The organism is Gilliamella sp. Nev5-1, assembly GCF_001690895.1.
GTDB lineage: Bacteria > Pseudomonadota > Gammaproteobacteria > Enterobacterales > Orbaceae > Gilliamella > Gilliamella apicola_C.
Map to the genome: position 1 here is coordinate 15,489 of NZ_LZHO01000081.1, position 16,899 is coordinate 32,387.

11 protein-coding genes are annotated in these 16,899 nt (G+C 36.2%); 1 reads left to right on the forward strand and 10 read right to left on the reverse strand.

What is annotated here, in order from left to right; genetic code table 11:
- The 6 genes from A9G41_RS11090 to gss form a co-directional block, all read right to left on the reverse strand.
- A complete protein-coding gene (locus A9G41_RS11090; protein ID WP_065588242.1) occupies window positions 1-1,965 on the reverse strand; it encodes a vWA domain-containing protein in 1,965 nt (654 codons plus the stop codon).
- A gap of 12 nt (window positions 1,966-1,977) precedes the next feature.
- The gene (locus tag A9G41_RS11095) at window positions 1,978-2,991 is read right to left on the reverse strand and encodes a hypothetical protein (protein ID WP_065588241.1); all 1,014 of its coding nucleotides are present in this window, start codon (window positions 2,989-2,991) and stop codon (window positions 1,978-1,980) included.
- Between the two features lie 113 nt (window positions 2,992-3,104).
- A complete protein-coding gene (locus A9G41_RS11100; protein ID WP_075539678.1) occupies window positions 3,105-5,777 on the reverse strand; it encodes a putative virulence factor in 2,673 nt (890 codons plus the stop codon).
- Window positions 5,774-8,800, reverse strand: a complete 3,027-nt coding sequence (locus tag A9G41_RS11105; RefSeq protein ID WP_075539679.1) for a virulence factor SrfB — start codon at window positions 8,798-8,800, stop codon at window positions 5,774-5,776. The genes A9G41_RS11100 and A9G41_RS11105 overlap by 4 nt, the downstream gene beginning before the upstream one ends.
- Before the next feature lie 9 nt (window positions 8,801-8,809).
- Window positions 8,810-10,375: an SrfA family protein gene (locus A9G41_RS11110; protein ID WP_075539680.1), complete on the reverse strand. Its 1,566-nt coding sequence runs from the start codon at window positions 10,373-10,375 to the stop codon at window positions 8,810-8,812.
- A 286-nt stretch (window positions 10,376-10,661) separates the two neighbouring features.
- The gene (gss, locus tag A9G41_RS11115; protein ID WP_075539681.1) at window positions 10,662-12,536 is read right to left on the reverse strand and encodes a bifunctional glutathionylspermidine amidase/synthase; all 1,875 of its coding nucleotides are present in this window, start codon (window positions 12,534-12,536) and stop codon (window positions 10,662-10,664) included.
- A 201-nt stretch (window positions 12,537-12,737) separates the two neighbouring features.
- Here gss and ybeD point away from each other — a divergent pair, with 201 nt between their 5' ends.
- Window positions 12,738-13,004, forward strand: coding sequence for a DUF493 family protein YbeD (ybeD, locus tag A9G41_RS11120; RefSeq protein ID WP_065568404.1), 267 nt, complete (start codon window positions 12,738-12,740; stop codon window positions 13,002-13,004).
- 289 nt (window positions 13,005-13,293) lie between these two features.
- Here ybeD and adk read toward each other — a convergent pair whose 3' ends face one another.
- From adk to bamB, 4 genes are read right to left on the reverse strand one after another with little or no spacing between them, the layout of a single operon-like run.
- The gene (adk, locus tag A9G41_RS11125) at window positions 13,294-13,938 is read right to left on the reverse strand and encodes an adenylate kinase (RefSeq protein ID WP_075539682.1); all 645 of its coding nucleotides are present in this window, start codon (window positions 13,936-13,938) and stop codon (window positions 13,294-13,296) included.
- A 39-nt stretch (window positions 13,939-13,977) separates the two neighbouring features.
- Window positions 13,978-14,229 carry a YfgJ family double zinc ribbon protein gene (locus A9G41_RS11130; RefSeq protein WP_065568406.1) on the reverse strand — a complete coding sequence of 84 codons (252 nt, stop codon included), beginning with the start codon at window positions 14,227-14,229 and terminating at the stop codon, window positions 13,978-13,980.
- A 3-nt stretch (window positions 14,230-14,232) separates the two neighbouring features.
- Window positions 14,233-15,699: a ribosome biogenesis GTPase Der gene (gene der / locus A9G41_RS11135; RefSeq protein ID WP_065588877.1), complete on the reverse strand. Its 1,467-nt coding sequence runs from the start codon at window positions 15,697-15,699 to the stop codon at window positions 14,233-14,235.
- A gap of 17 nt (window positions 15,700-15,716) precedes the next feature.
- A complete protein-coding gene (bamB, locus tag A9G41_RS11140; RefSeq protein ID WP_065583308.1) occupies window positions 15,717-16,889 on the reverse strand; it encodes an outer membrane protein assembly factor BamB in 1,173 nt (390 codons plus the stop codon).
- Window positions 16,890-16,899: the final 10 nt, after the last annotated feature.

Below are 16,899 nucleotides of genomic sequence, written 5' to 3' on the forward strand. Positions count from 1 at the left end.
CTAAGGCAACATTTCTAATGGGATAGGATAAACATTTTCGCGAGGGTCGCTACCTTCGGCTAATGAAATCCAACGATCGACATCGGCATTACATTTTTGATAGTAACGAATTTTACTATTTAAATTACGGATAAATTTTTCTTGTTCAAGCCCGCTCATGCTTTTCCAAGTATCTTGATCAAGCCCTGTCACATCACTTTTATATGGAATGTTATCTAGATATTCACCAAGCAAACCTAAGTCAGCAATTTTGGTCACCGAATCTGATTTTAATTTACTTGGATCTTGCCCCATCGCAGCAGCAACAGAGCGAAGCTGGGAAAACATATCATCGGCTGAAATTAACCCATCATTAGCCGCATTAGCAATTTTGCTGACAATATCACTCAAATCACTAAGTTGCGATTTAGTTAATAATATACGAGGCTCCGCTGTTGGAATCGTCGGTTTAACGAAATCTTTATCTGCAATCCAGGCTTTAAAAACGGTTGGCGCTTTAGTCCCCTTGGTATCGCCTAAATAAGCTAACTGCATGGCCTTACTGAGTAGCAATGCATCTTTTAACATGTCAGAATTATCATCTTTTGCATTAAGTGCATTGCCGACAGAAGCCTCGCCTTTATACGCAAGCTTAACTTGTTCTGATAAGGCTTTTGCCAGCAAGTCAACTTTTTGGCCAAACTGATGTACATCTCCCGCATTAACAGGATAATAAAGCGATTTATGAATGAAATCATTATAAGTTAGATCCGAATATTGCGTTGCAGCAATCTGATGATCTTTTTCACCACTTGGCGTTTTTAAATGTAGTGCGTAAATAGCTACGCCCTTATGCTGAGCTTCAAGTCTTAATTGCGCAGCATCCATTCCTGTACTAGAAAGTTTATCATCACCGGGAATTGCACTAGCATCTGTTATCAAAATCATGTAACGCGCGCCAAAGCTATTCCAATTAATATCATTTAATGCTTGAGCGACCCCAGCATAAGAATCTTCGGCAAAATATGCGGTTGATACAGAAGCTTGTTTAAGCGAAGCGCTTAGCTGTTTAAAATCCTCTTTATCTTTTACTTTATTGGGATCGGCAAAAAGTTTAGAAACAAATTCAAGTTTATCCGAGGCCTTTAAACTCGATCGAAATGAAACCAATCCAAATTTAACTTGATCTTGTAAATTTTCTTTTTCAATGTGCTGATAAACTCGCGTTACTGCTTCTTTAGTTCTTGAAATATAAGGATCCATTGAAATAGTGGAATCAATAACAAACACAATGGCGGCTTTAAATGGAGCAACTTGATTAGTGCTATCATCAGTAGTTTGGCCATTAGCTGGTTTTGTATTATTTTTTACCAATGAATCCTGTTTACTTACTGATGCTACTTCTAGCACTCGCTCATAAAAACCTTGCCCATTCATAACCTCTTCACCTTGTAAAATAGGTAATAAATAGAAGTTACTTTTAAAATCAACAAACTCTTTAGGCTCTTGAGCAACCACATCTGAAGCTGGCTTATTGGCTTTTAACGTGTCACGAATAGGCTTTAATAAAACCTCTGGCTTATCAGCATCAACAATAGCGGTTAATGCAGCCTTATCTTTGAAAAATAACAAAGGATCACGATCAACAGGGTTTGTAAAAACTAATGTCATTTGCATATTCCAAGCAACTGCACATGAATTATTAATCCAACCTATCGCTTTTCCATAAGAATCAGGCCCAACTTTAAGCCATTGCTGATTATTGTCGTTTTTACGTTCATAAACATAATAGCGTGAAAATGCTGGCACAGATTTGCCGGTAGGATCCGTAATATTATTTTTTAATTCACACGTTGGTGTGCTTAATACACGCTGATATAAGGTTTTTTTGCCTTCTTGTTTGAGCGGTTCAGCTGCCGAAGCTATCCAAGGTACACAAGCGAGGCTTAGACCAATAACGAGTTTTGAAATTGCTATTTTTTTCATATCCTTTCCTCACTATTTTTGCAATTCAGCTAAGCGATTTTTGGCTAAGGTATTATCAGGATCATGATTCAAAGATGTTTCATACCAATAAATAGCGGTTTCTTTATCTGCTTTAAAGCAACTATTATTTTCATAAAACTTCTCGTCGTACTCTTTAGCATAAAGTATAGCAATCTTCGCATTTTGCTGAGCTTGATTTGCATATAATCGTTGAGCAATATTACATTTTTCAGCTTTTTTAGCTTCAGTAATTATCTGAATAATTGCATCAACTTCTGGCTTGGTTTGTAAACATTGTTGAATAAAAGTTAAGTCATTGGTAAAACCATTATTTAAACTACATTGGGCACTAATTTGCACCGGTGTTATTGGTTGTGATTGCTTTTTGAAAAAGAAAAAATACCAAGTAGCAAGAGCAATCCCGATTAACATCATAAAACCAATTATAATAGCAACGATTAATCCTAAGCGGCTTTTCGATTTAACCGATTCAAGCGGTATTTCAGGTGCAGGCTCTGATATTGTTTCCGCTTCAACATGTTCAGCCAGCATTGTCTTCTCAGTATCCATGCTGGGCTCTTCAATTAATGGCGTCTCTTCTTCAACAGTAGATTCGTTTGCTAATTCAGGTTTTGCTATAACTTGTTCGTCATTAGGTAATGCTGCCTGCACATTTAATGCCGTTGATGCAAACACGGTGTCAGCAATACTAACAACCCCGCCATCAATATAATTCTCATTTTGTTTATCACGAATTTGTATAAGAAAACGAACCTGATTTCCCTGTGACAACAAAGTGTCAACCAACCATTCACTGACTTGCCCTGTTAGCTGTTCATTATCTACAGACATATTTTCAACTGTATGCCAGCTTTTTTCAGGAGCCCACTGATTCAAATCAGATAAATAGTACCCATCCTGATTACGTTGTATAAGCATATCAATTTCAGAACTGCCTTTCCATTTTTGAGCTAAAAACTTCGCAACACCGGGTTTATAACCATCTAATTCAATTCTTAATGCCATGATATCCTCTATTTTACACCCAAATTTTGAGCATCATTCACTCTATCGAGTGATAAGCCTTTTATTCAAAAAGGCTCATTTACTATATTTATTCAATACGTTATTATTTATTTTTAATTAATCTGCGATTGCTTGAAAAAGCCAAGAATTTCGCCTAATCGACTATTTTGTTCTTGACTAATTTCTCGCCCTGCATGGTGGCCTACATTTTCTTGCGCAAGCACCGCAAACGCAATAAACCAATCAAAGATCGCATACTGAGAATAATTTTTAGTATTATCGTCTAGCTTTGGTAATGAATGCGATGATTGAACATTAAATTCACTTAATGGTGAAGAAAATATTGGCTTACCTTGATTAACTTTGCTCATTGGTATATCAGTTACTTGACCTTGAATAAAACCTAACCAAGCAATAAAGTCTGCCAGTAAATTATGAATAGTACTAATTTGCCTAGACTCAAGATCATCACGTTTACTACCCATATTTTCATTATTCAAAATATGTTCACTTAAACTTGCTTCAAGTTTCATTCGATTCGCAGCAGTAATAAGTTCTTCTATAATAAAAGAAAGTGATTTTTGAGTAATTCCAAAAAACTGTAAAATATGTTTATCTAAAACGATATTTCTTAAATGCTCTAACCATGCCGAAAAAACCGTTTTTGCAAACTTTGATTCTGTTGTTAATATAGTTACTTGTTCGGTAGTTAACGATGAATTCACATCAGAAAATAGTTCAAAATCCGCATTTAATCCGAAATCATTTGATAAATTATCTAACAAATTATCATTACTATCTTGCTGTGTTTCATTTTCTATCGTATTAGAATGATAAAGTGCTCGAATTGTTTGATCAGGTAATTCAAACGTTTTAAGTAGTTCGCCCAATAATAATGCTTTATTTTGTAGTTCTTTAACAACATTAGCGATAACTTGTTTTTTCTTAACGAGCTCTTCATTACTATCTGCTTGATACCAAGTATCAAAACGCATATTAATAATGTAATCAATTTTTTCATTAAGCTGTTCAACAATCCGCTGTTGTTTAACTTCAGTTATAGCAACTTGTTCTAAGTATTGACTAATTCGCCCTATACCGCCATCATTGAGTTTTAGCATAGCATCCCACGCTTCCTCTGGCTGAAAAACATATTCTTTAATATCACTATTTTGAATAAATGTGCTTCTTAATACATTCATTTTATCTTGATAATTTTCATTATAAGCTTGTTCTTGGCAAGTTTTTGAATCGACATTTAAAAATGGCACATCAAATCCAGGTTTGCGAACTAAGAAGACATTATTAAATTTATGCTCGTTGGACCAGTTACTTAGCCAATCATAACTACCAAAGCGTTCTAAAATAGTTTGTTGTAGCAAACCGCCTTTACCCCAACTATTTTTAAGATTATCTTCTGATAGTGTTAATGAGGTACCAATACGTTTATCAAACATAGTGATCGCCCATAATAAACCAGCTTTTTTAGTGGCTCTTTTTTCAGCAGTTTCACCTTGAGTTTTATCAATCCAACGCTCAAGAACGGGACCCACATCATTAACATCAGATTGTTTATCTGACGGTGTGCAAACAACTAGCACGTTCATTTCTTGGCTATCCGTGTATTTTTCGAAAAGATAAGCAACTTTGCCTCGCAATAAAAGCTGAGCAATAGGGTTACCTTCTTTAACATCTGAAACTGAAACCAAGTTTAAGCGACCACGATATCCAGGAAAATCGAGCAAATCGACGTTTTCAAAGGTTGGCACTCTGGTTTTATTAACTAAAGGGAAGAGTAATTCAGCGGTTAGAAAAGCCAGTTGAGCTAAAGAGATATCTGTCGGCACTCCATTGAACGGCGTTATGGTCACTGATGAATCTTTATTAGTGTTCAATCGTTCAAGAATATCAACATTCATAATACTGTCAATTTGTGATTTAGTGCCATTATTATCTTTAACTAATACAGAAAGTGGCGCATACACAGTTTCAACATGACCTAAACTCGATAGTGTTGTGGCTAATTGAGTATAAATTGTAGTGAGCTCGGCAAGTCCACCCCACAAAATAGCCAATAACTCCCCTCGCTCAGCTATTGGTAAGTAAGGGAGCAAGAGGATGACTTTTTCCCAATATCCCCCTTTCAACTCATCAAGGGAATTACCAAAGTTTTCAGATAAGTAATCATAAAGATCAACAATATCGTCTTCGTTAACACCGCCTACATAACTGGTCTGTTTTTTAGTTTCTAAACGTTGAATCAACTGATTTAGCTGTACTAACTCAATTTTATTGGAGGCTTTTTGTTGATCAAAATCCTTAAAGTAAGCATTTATCAAGATTTTGACAATTTCTATCTCTTTAAATAATTTCAATTCTAATGGATAGTCAGGTATGCCACCTTTGGCAATACGGCTAAAGCGGGTAACAAGGCCTGTTGCCTCTTTGCCACTTCCGACTGGGTTAACGTGATCGATAAAATCGAGAACTTCATTATCCACAATGGTTTCAAGTTTACCATTTTCACCAGCAGCTAATGCTGAAATAAGATAAGATTTGCCCGCTTGTGATAACCCAAAAAAACCAACTGCAACAGATTTGGCAGAAACATCACCTAATCGTTTTGCACTATTACGCAAACGGCGCAAATCTAGAATTAAATTATCGGCTTCACTATTTAAACGTTTGGATGAATGACGTGTTTGATGCACCCATTCAATAGCCTTTGCGGACGCTTGATAGACCTGATCCCAAGATTTAGGAAGTTGTTCATTTAAGTTATTCATCGTTTTATCATTCCACTATCAAGCCAATATTGTGCACTAATTAAACCAGAGTTAACCATTGTGTTTAAGCTGAGTTTAATATCCTGATTTTTATTACAAGCCCGCCCGTCAGAGGCTTTTAAATCTTTAATATAAAAATTTTCAACCATTTTTTGTTTGTTATTTATACCTAAAGTCACTTGTAACACCACACCTTCAGCGCTCAATCGTTTAGCCACGTCACTATTTTCAATTGTCAAAATATAGATAGGCGATGCAGGCCAACGGTCAACTTCAAGCTGCCTAAATCCAAGCCTTGTGGTTCCTCTAATTTCAAATGATAGTTCAGGAAAATCATAATCAGGATTATCCAAGTCAATATCTTGGTAATAGACATTTTCCTTTTTAATCATATTCAGATTATCTAGCAGCCCAATGTATTTAACAGTTGAATATAAATCCATATTAGATGATCTAAAATAGAAATTAGGTAATCGTAAATTCTTGCTTAAAAAGCACAGCATAGCTCCCACTGCGGCTGTCGTTTTAGGATCATCAATACGTTCTTGTTTATGGAATGGGTACCAACTACCAGTGTGATATCCATGTAATGGTAAAATTCGCCCAGCAGGTATTGATAACCGTGATCGAAAATAACTTTGAATACCCGGTAAACGCGAAGGGCGACCAGTTAATAAAAGCACATCACATTGATAACAGCTAATAATTTCCGATAGTGCATCAAAGGTTTTACAAATATTGTAATAATCACCACGAATAAACAAATAATGAATACGTTTTAAGTTAATTTCGATAGTTAAATCAAGCACCGAAAAATCAGGATTGTTTAATGCGCGCTTAATTGGATCATTAATAAAACTAAGCACGTTATCCGTCATAATGTTATGGTGTAATAATTCCCTAAAGGTAGAGCGATACACATGTTGTTCTGCGTGTAACGGATCGTAAAGCTCATACGATTTTAATATTTGTAAGCCAACAGGCGTAAATAACTGTAAAGTAAGTTGCTGACGCAATACTGCATCTTGTATAGATAGTTGTTGCGAACCAATAATTGTGGATAAAATTGGATTCGGGTCAGCAATGCCCGATTGTTTTAAGCCATTTGTTAAAGCCGTTAACACGGTATCTTGGATAATATCAAGCAAGATATCATCGCCAGCAACTTTAAATCCATCACGAAAACGTTGTGTGGGTACGATATAGGCATTACTGCTATTGGTTTGCGCACTGACGCCGTAGTCTAATTGATAATCATTAATGACTAAATCGGTTGTACCACCGCCGATATCAACCGTTGCAATGGTCAGTTTTTGTTTATTTTCTTTGTCTGGGCGAATCATGGAAGCAATAAATTCTTCACTACGTCCATTATAATTATTTTGTGTCTCATTAAAAAGGTACACAACTTGACCGCACGTTGCTTCATCCCATTGAATATAAACTTCAGGAATATTTGGCCAAACACTTTTTAATTGCTCTGGATTATTGAAGTCAATATTATCATCTGAACTATCCCAACCAAGGCTTTTCCAAACTAAGCCGATTGCTTGGTATACACAGCTTTTGAATATTGCTTGTTCAGGCTTAGGCATCGCTGGAGGAATCGTTAAAATAATTGAACGTAAATTACGCGGTGTTTTAGCATGTTCAAGTTTATTACGTTGGGCAACACTATTGATTTGCATTAATGCGTGCATTAATACTTCGCAGAGCATAAATGTCATCAAAGAACTGCGAGAATATTTTGGATGGAAAACGGGCATTTTGCGATCATATTCTTCTTGAATATCATTGCTAAGAATGTGTAACGCTTCCCCATATTCATTAATTAAACTTGAAAAAGGCTCTGCGGTTGCAAACGGTTCATGATCGCTTTTGACATAATGAGAGTTAAAACGCCAACCTTGTTCGTATTTATCTTGATCCCACAAATAACGTTTTGGACTTGAAAGCCCAGTTGCCCCCTCATTACCTTCCCGCCTACTGGCAAGCCGGCTTGCTTCTTGACCAACACGAACAATACTTGGCCAACGAAACGTATCTCGTCGCCCACTTTGCAAAGAAAAATGCTCTTTACCAAAAAAGGTTTGGGAAAATTCTACTCGGCTTTCAAATGGTTCATTATAAATATGCTCTGGTTGCGTTAAATCCCGAATTTCAAGCTCATAACGATGGTTTAAACTATCTTTATCTTGAACATGATCTTCAATTAAAATCCCACAAGTGCGAGAGTTTCCTACATCTAAAATCATGTCAACAGGAATTGATTTCACCAAATCATTTTTAGTATTTGAGACAATTTTAATTGTTGGTAAATGTAATGAGTCGGCAAGTAAATGGATGATATTAAGATAATGACCATAATAAGCTTTGTTTTTCATCTCTATATTAAGATCATCTCTGTGAATTTTTAAGCGCTGGGGATCTCCCGCCAACTCTTGAAAAAGATCAATTAACCAATTGGTGATCCATTTTAGTTCTAAATACCAGGAAATGTGATCTGAACGATGTGCTAAACTAAATACGGCGCCAGTCATTACATCATTTTCGGTTGGTGCAAGGTAAGCCACATCTTGTAAATTAGCAAATACTTTTGTATCAAAAGCAAAAGTGATTCGATGTGTATTACCATCGGGATCTTCCCCCTCAGGAATACTAACAATTCGAACTCGGCTCCAGTTATGAGGTCCTTTATCAAAGCGTTCAGGCGGTATTGAGCGTAAAACAGGCACAGGTAACCAAATACCGTCGTATAATTTTAACGATTGCTCAACACTTATTTCTTGTGTTGGATTAACGGCAAATGTCGGATTATCTGGCGAAAAAAATTGACCATTATCCACATCTTCAATCAATCTAATCAGTGCGCCACTTTCGGAGGGATCAATAAAGTTACCATTAACTCTATTGCGCCAATAGTTATCTTTCCAATCAATTTTAAGAGCGAAGTCAAGAAACTGAATACCGCTATTCATAATAAGTGTCACTTCTTGACCATAATTGCGTAATTCTGGAAGCATATACAACCTTTATTGTTTTTTCATCGTTATTGGGAATGCAGTCCCATTATTATAAATTCCTTGGCAATTAGCTTTATTATCCTTGCCTTGTGTACATTGAATTTTTGGTAATTGATATTTGGTATTGTCACTACAAACAGCCTCAGTGTTACCTGTTATATCTAAATTAGCGTTTTTAATGCCAGTGCTAACATTACCTGTACATTTTACACCATCACTACGTGTTATAGTCACTTCACCATTGCCATCATTAAAGTTATAACTTAATTGCAATGGCTTGCCAGTAGCTTTATCTTGGATCCCCCCGTTTGCAGACCATTGACCATTTAAGAAATCGGTGGTTCCTTGCTTGATTGCATCAGTAGGCAAAGCTAAATGGTCAGCCTGATCAGCAGCTGAAGTCGAATCTGATTTATTATTTTTATCGGTTGGAGAAGTCGTTTGGTCAGTGCCATCTTGGCTATTTTTCTCTTCAACATTATCTTTTTGATCCGGATCGGGAACATTGGATTTTTCATTCTTTCCATCAGTTTTATCCAGATCTGGAGATGGTACCGGTCCATTTTCATTATCTTTAGCATCTGGTTTTGGAGTATTCTTATCATCATTTGTACTATCAGATGGTACAGAATGATCAACCGAATCGTCAGTTGCGTCAGCATTAGTAGGAACACGATTAATATTATTCGTATCACCTAAAGCTGTGTCATTTGGTATAACGTTATTGATCGCGCCTAACCGATTGTCTACAACCACATCTTTTGGCTCAGCTTTTAATGCAACGTTAGGCTTTTTCTCATCTTGTTGTTCATTTTTTTCTGCTTGATTAATTGGAGCATTTTCTAAAGACAAATTTGGATTAATCGATATTTCAGGTTTTAACCAACAACCACGTAGTAAAAACAATGCTAGCAAAAGTAACAATAAAGGTAATAATCCCAGTAACCATATCCACCAACGCTTCCACCATGGTTTATTATTAATAGGTGTCTGAGCTGGAGGCACCGTTGCTGTTGATGTAACTTTTTTTGCGGGTTCTAAACAATAGAATGGAGAATTAACTTGAGGCGTTTGTGGATAAACAAATCCCCAAAAAGTAATAACGGGTTTGTCATTAACGATATAAACAAATTGATTACTTGGAAAACGTATCGCCATCAAATTAGGCTCAGCGCTGTCGGCCTTATTTTTGGGGTCATAAATAAGGCGGCTAAAAAGGAGTTGATCCCCTTCTAAATTAGGATTACTCGCTAGTTGCTTACCGAAATTCATCACTTTATGTTCAAATTCTCTAAGCAATGTTAGTGCTGATTCTTGCTCAGACTCGCTAGCAGAGCTCCAAGGTACGATATAATATTGGCCATCAGGCTGGTCTGAGTCAAAAGGAATATACCAATCAATAATATTGCCTTGATCATTACGTTGGGGAATAGCTAAACAATCAGCATATTGCTTACCTAATTTAACTCTAAACATTTCGCGGATTTGAGTTGCAACGAGATAGGCAGCCTTACCATCATGTCCTAACATTTTGAAATCTTTGATATCACCACTTCGAAGTAATGTATTTGCCATATATTCCTTTTTATTCCTTAATTTTATTTATCTTTTTATAGGATTATATCAATTCTAACAGAAAAACTTGAATGTTGTAATTGGTTTGCTAGCCGATATTATGAGCTTTTCGTCTGTTTTTTGAATCAAAACATAAACAATTCATTATAAAAAAATAATAGGTTATATAAAAATTATTTTAAAAAGCCACGCGATTATCTGGTTAATTTTATCCAATAAGCGCAATTGCTATTATTTCTGTTTTATACTAAAACGTATGAATTATCCGAAACCTCTCTACAAAAATTCACTTTATAAACTCATCATCCGTTAAAACGCGTAATGGTTGCATATCACTTTCACCTTTTATAACCAATGTAGGATCTGACCGTAAACAAGCACCGCCATAATGCCCACCAACAGTAAAAGTACATAACTGTAGATACCGATCATCGACCTTAGGTAAACACCATAATTCTTGATAGATGTTTTCTTGTTTTGCAAATTTACCCTGTGTTTTATCAAGCACTTGTTCTTTACTATTGACTAATTCAATATTGCTACCCCGCCGTCCTGCAATCGGTTTAATAGCATAACCTTTTTTAATTAGGTTTTCATTAAGTTCAAAAGTCGATTCTAATAAGTAACGGTGGTTAGGGAATAATGACCATAACACAGGTAAAATAGCTTTATTACTTGGAATAACCGTCCATAATGGCTCAAAAACAGACACTTCTGGCCGTAACAATACATCAATTAATCTTACAGCATTTTCTGGATGCCCTGTACGAATAGGTAATCCAGCAACTTGTGCTTCACTTTCTTCTCGAAGCTGTTCTAAAACCGTTTCCCAAGCCCATGTTTTCCAGACACAAGTTACTTGACGGCCTTCATCATCCACAAGCCGCCCACGTTTATCCCAACATAGCCCATTAAGGCCCCGTAAAATCTTACTACTAAATCCAGCTTGAGTAAGGGCACTTTGCATAAATAGTGCATGATAATTTTCTTCACTATCATTGTCTTGCATGATATGAACAAAAGGTTCGGCATCACTATGCACCCAACAGTTAGCTAAAGAATTAAGTAGGCCACAACTAGGATCAGCTCCTCGGTTTAATCCCGCTTGGATTGCCCATTTTTGTAAAATATGCCCCGCTTCCGTATGGCAAGAGGCCGAATCGGCATTATATTCATAAACTTTAAAGCCACGCTCATCCATACAGAAATCTAATCGTCCAGTAATCATTTGATAACGGCGTTGCTGCCAAGAAAGACGTAATCTTGGCCATAATATTTCAGGAACATTAAAATTAATTAATAAATTATTATCCTTTAACACCTTGTCGGTAGCATGTAAATACATTAAATGTAACTCGTTTGTTGCCCGAATTAACTCTTGTTCCGCACTTTCTGAAATGGTGAAATAACGATATTGATCATCATGGCTAATCGCATGACCTGCTGCTAATACATACGCATTTTCTAATGGGTCTGATTCATTTAACCATTTTTTAGCAAATTGGCTTTCATTTTTAATATGAGCACTGTGGATTTCCAGTAAAGGCTTAGGAATTGTTGGTTGTGGTAAAGTATATTCGGTTTTGTCAGTTTGAATCATCCAACCTAAGATTTTCGTGTCATCAAACGTATCATGTAATTGATAGCCCTCATTGCTCACTGTCATTTTAAGTTCGCGCGTCCATTGTTGCCCAATGGGTAAGCGGGTATGTATTACATTTTGCTCAGCTATCCTAATTTTATCTTCAAACACTTCAGTAATAACAGCGACATGACCTGTTCTATCAAATACACCGCCATCATCCCATATCAATAAAGATCCTGCTTCTGGTATTTTTTTACTGCCATTAGCATACGCCTGTAAAGGTAAAATGGCTTCGTTAACAACTTGCCTTAAAAAGCGTAGTGAAAAAATTTCGTGAGCCATACCCACATCAGTAAATACAATACCGTAATTTAAGAATAAAAATCGCCTTGCAAATTCAACACATTGCCATTTATATCCCATATACTCATACCCAGAATAGCTACGAAATGATGCATCAGTCGGGTATTGGGTTCGATCCAATGTTTCATAATCAGAAGAATAAATGGCAACGCCACCTGGCGCATAACCTAATAATGTTCCGAAAGGTTCTTTATCGCTGAGCTGAGATAACATATTGTATTAACCTTATAGAGAATGAATAGCAAGATACATTTATCAAGCTGTTAGAATTTTCTTATCATAGATCAAATTATAGCCTTTAAAAAGCAATGTTTATATTTCATTACTTGAAGAAGACTAAATTGCCTATATATAGTGACTATTCTTAGTAGTCTTACTGATACATTGCTCCAATTAAGTGAGAAAAATACAATTATGCAAAAAACAAAATTAAATGAATTATTAGAGTTTCCTTGTTCTTTTACCTATAAAGTCATGGGAGAAGCAAAGCCAGAGCTGGTAGATAAAGTGGTATCAGTGATTCAACGCCACGCTCCTGGTGATTATACGCCATCAATTAAACCAAGTAGCAAAGGTAATTATCATTCTGTGTCAATTACTATTAATGCCACTCATATTGATCAGGTTGAAAATCTTTATAAAGAATTAAGCGAAATCGATATTGTTAGGATGGTTTTATAATATTTTATTTTTTATTAAAAATAGAGTCTTATTTCCACAAATAAGGCTCTCTATTGATTATAAAATAGGTTGAGTTGAATCAATACGATAGCTAAAAAATTGAGTAAAATCGATATTTTACCAAAAGAAAAAACATCAATAAAATCAATAGCTTTTCTGAATGTTTTTTTAGTGAAGTTTATGATATATTGGCTTTTAGTTTATTGTTGTATAAATAGAAAAATTAACCTAATGAATTAAAAAAGCGCAAGATAATGTTAACCCACTTGCACTTTTAATTGATAACGAATTATCCCAAAATTTTTGCTAATTCTTCGGTTACTTGAGCGACAGGCTGTGTTCCATCAACACGGAAATACTTTGTGCGTCCTTCTTTTGCTTCATGCTGATAATAATTAATAAGTGGTTTAGTTAAATCGTGATATTCAACAAGACGTTTACGAACAATTTCTTCACTATCATCTTTACGAATAGTTAATGGTTCACCGGTTACATCATCAACATTTTCGACTTTTGGTGGATTATGACGAATATGATATACACGTCCTGAACCAGCATGAATTCGACGACCGCTCATACGATCAATAATCACCTCATCAGGCACATCAAATTCAAGCACATAATCAACATTGATTCCAGCATCTTTCATTGCATCCGCTTGTGGAACCGTACGAGGAAAACCATCTAACAAAAAGCCATTTTTACAATCACTTTCAGCAATGCGTTCTTTAACTAAAGCAATAACTAGCTCATCAGTAACAAGCTTACCATTATCCATTAACTCTTTTGCTTGTAAACCTAATGGGCTACCTGATTTTACTGCTGCACGTAACATATCACCCGTTGAAATTTGGGGAATACCGTATTTTTGCATAATAAATTGTGCTTGAGTTCCCTTTCCTGCTCCTGGTGCGCCTAATAAAATAATTCGCATAAAATAACCTCTTATGGCTTTAAATATAGATACAATTTTCTATTCTGGTAAATAATGAAATATCACTTTACTGCTGGAGATTAAGCCATCAGTGTGACAAATATAGTTTATAGCGCCACAACCTTTAACCATTTGAGCACTCTGCTGGCAAATCGGGCAGACATACTGTTCTAGGTAATGCTGTTTGCAATGAGGACAGTCGTAATGTTGTGGCGACACAGTATTCATTTTATTATGGCATTTTGGACAAATACCTTCTTGCCCGCCATCAACGCTCTTTTTTGTTGTCATCAGCTATTTACGACCTCGTACATGTTTCATTAAACGGCGACGTTTACGTTGTTGAGAAGCCGTCAAACTATTCTTACGCCCTTCAAATGGGTTGGCACCTTCTTTAAATTGAATTCGAATTGGTGAACCCATAATTTTTAACGATCTTCTAAAGTAGTTCATTAAATAGCGCTTATAAGAATCGGGTAAATCTTCAACTTGATTACCATGAATCACCACAATTGGTGGGTTATAACCGCCCGCATGTGCATATTTTAATTTAACGCGGCGTCCCCGTACCAAAGGTGGCTGATGATCGTCCTGCGCCATTTGCATAATTTTGGTTAATAAAGCGGTATTAACTCGACGCGTTGCACAATCATAGGCTTCTTGAATGGAATCAAATAAATTACCAACGCCACTGCCATGAAGTGCCGAAATAAAGTGTACACGCGCAAAATCAATAAAATCTAACCGATCATCTAACGTTGACTTTACTTGCTCTTTAATATCTTGAGATAAACCATCCCACTTATTAACGGCTATCACAAGTGATCGCCCACTATTAATAATAAAACCAAGTAATGATAAATCCTGATCAGATATACCTTCTCTGGCATCTATAACCAAAATAACAACATTAGCATCTTCAATTGCTTGTAATGTTTTAATAACTGAAAATTTTTCGACAGTTTCGGTAACCTTTCCGCGTTTACGAACACCTGCGGTATCAATCATGACATATTCACGATCATCACGTGTCATAGGTATATAAATACTGTCACGCGTTGTACCCGGCATATCATAGACAACAACGCGTTCTTCACCTAACACTCGATTAGTGAGTGTTGACTTACCAACATTGGGTCTACCAACAATAGCAACTTTGATTGGCTGGTTAATCAGTGACTCAGCATCATCTTCAACATCATCATAAGCGTCAAGAAGCTCATCATCGGTAGGCTCATCAGACAAAACCTCATGCTGATCACTTTCAAAATGAAAAATAGGATCTAATACCGTTTCGATTAACACATTAACACCACGACCATGACTTGCTGCAATCGGATGAATGTTACCTAATCCTAAACTATAAAAATCAGAAATTGCGCTATCAGCATCAATACCATCAATTTTATTAGCAACTAAAAATGTTGCTTTTTGACGAGAACGAAGATGTTTAGCAATGGCATGATCAGCAGGCATAGCTCCAGCTCTTGCATCAACTAAAAAAAGCACAATATCTGCTTCTTCTATTGCTTGTAGGGATTGTTCAGCCATAAAGCTTTCAACCCCATCCTCGGTGCCATCAATACCACCAGTATCAATGACGATATATTCATGCCCTTTGATCTCTGCGCGTCCATACTTACGGTCACGCGTTAATCCTGGGAAATCAGCTACTAAGGCATCTCGAGTTCGAGTTAATCGATTAAATAAAGTCGACTTTCCAACATTCGGACGACCAACTAGTGCAACAACAGGTATCATATTTATTCTCAATTACTTTATTTTTTTGTGAATGCGTAAATATCACCATTTTTAGCCTGAACAATAATTTTATTATCCACAACTAATGGTTTCGAAATTAATCCACTACTACTTACTTTTGTCTTAGCAACAATTTCGCCATTTTCAGCATTCAACCAATATAGATAACCTTCAAAATCACCAAACACAACATAATTCTGGTAAATAACAGGATCTGTTAACTGGCGATGTAAAAGGCTTGTTTGAGTCCAAAGCTCAGCCCCACTATTCTTAGCAATCGCTTGGACATTATCATTTTGATCAATAACAAATAATTGATGTGTATCAACCGCAAAGTTATGAATAGAACCAAGTTCTTTGTGCCAAACAGGCTGACCATTACTTAAATCAAGTGCAACAACACTACCATTATAACCAACGGTATAGACTAAATTACCTTCAACTACGGGGCTAGAGTCAACATCATTTAATTTAGCAATTTCAGTAGAGCCTGATGGCTGAGAAATACGTTGCTGCCAAATTAATTGACCGTCGTTAATATAGTAAGCATTTACTCTACCATTATCATCGCCAACAATGGCTGCACCATGGGCAATCGTTGGTGTAGAGTTCCCTCTTAACGACAGTGCAGGGACTTCGAAAGAAACATCCCATAAATTATCACCAGTATCACGATTAAGGCCTTGCAAAATACCACTTGCTGTATGAATAATTAATTTGTCTTGAGAAGATACAGGGCGAGCAAGCACTTCACCTTTTACAGGCTTTTCCCAGACCACTTTACCATCTAAGCGATCTAATGCATATACAACAGCGCGCTCACTACCTACATAGACATATTTATCATCGGCACTTACGCCCCCTGAAAATAGTGCGGTTTTACTACTAAAAAGGGTGCTTTGAGATAAATTTACATCCCATATAATATTACCACTAACTAAATCAATGGCTTTAACTTGTCCACTACGACTGGCAACGTAAATAGCATTATCATAATTAATTGGTCCTAATAATGAATAAATATGAGTATTGCCAGCCGTACTATTTTTCCACACTTGTTGGATAGGAAATTGGTTATCCACTTTCGGTGAAGGTGAAATTTGAACAATCTCTTCTTCCCCACCGAATAAAGAGCACCCAGCAAGTGAAAACATTAAAACACCAGTAAAAAGATATTTTGATAACTTCATTGTATAGCCC